Origin of the sequence: Tautonia marina (assembly GCF_009177065.1) — a bacterium.
Taxonomy (GTDB): domain Bacteria; phylum Planctomycetota; class Planctomycetia; order Isosphaerales; family Isosphaeraceae; genus Tautonia; species Tautonia marina.
The window spans coordinates 1-706 of sequence record NZ_WEZF01000068.1 but is presented as its reverse complement, the minus strand read 5'-3'; the positions used below and the strand labels follow the sequence as shown (position 1 = coordinate 706).

2 protein-coding genes are annotated in these 706 nt (G+C 64.9%); both read right to left on the bottom strand.

Features of this window, described 5'->3' with window-relative positions; translation table 11 throughout:
* The coding region (locus GA615_RS27235) for an IS3 family transposase (RefSeq protein WP_152054500.1) at positions 1 to 313 on the bottom strand (313 nt) is incomplete at its 3' end.
* 76 nt (positions 314 to 389) lie between these two features.
* A complete protein-coding gene (locus tag GA615_RS27230; RefSeq protein ID WP_152054499.1) occupies positions 390 to 674 on the bottom strand; it encodes a transposase in 285 nt (94 codons plus the stop codon).
* Between the last annotated feature and the right edge of the window lie 32 nt (positions 675 to 706).

The window sequence follows — 706 nt, the reverse complement described above, 5'->3', positions numbered from 1 at the left end:
AGGTGATGTCGGTCGACCAGACCTGATCGCGGCGGTCGATCGTCAGCCCTCGGAGCAGATACGGGTAGACCTCGTGGTCCGGGTCTCGCGTGCTCGTGCGTGGGCCGGGAACGATCGCCTCCAGGCCCATCCGGGCCATCAGCCGCCCGACTCGCTTGCGGTTGACTCGCTCTCCCTGCTTGGCCAGCCAGGCCGTCATGCGACGGCTGCCGAAGAACGGTGTCCTGAGGTATTGCTCGTCGATCAGCCGCATCAGCCGCAGGTTCGTGGCCGACTCGCGGGCCGGCTCGGCGTAGAAGCTCGACCGGTTCAAGCCCAGCAGTTCGCACTGGCGACGGATGCTCAGCTGCGGATGATTCGGCTCGATCCAGCCCCGCCGCGTGGCGACGTCAGAGGCCAGCTTTTTTTTTCACCCAGGCCAGCTCCATCTGGAGCCGACCGATCTGCTCGTAGAGTTCGCCCTGCAGGGCCTCGGGATCGGGGGTTCGTTTGCTCGACCCACTGGCGAAGAGGTCCTCAACGCCGTCGAGCAGTTGTTTCTTCCACTGGCTGATCTGGACCGGATGGACCTGATGCTCCCGGGCCAGTTCGGCGATCGTGGCCTCCTGCTTGGTGGCCTGCAGGGCGACCTTCGCCTTGAAGGCCGGTGAGTGCCGCTTGCGGATTCGTCCCATGGTTCGTCCTCGATCAGTTCCCCTCAAGGATA

Excerpts from the sequence above, each read along its gene's own strand:
- GA615_RS27230 (WP_152054499.1), bottom strand. The coding sequence starts at position 674 with ATGGGACGAATCCGCAAGCGGCACTCACCGGCCTTCAAGGCGAAGGTC.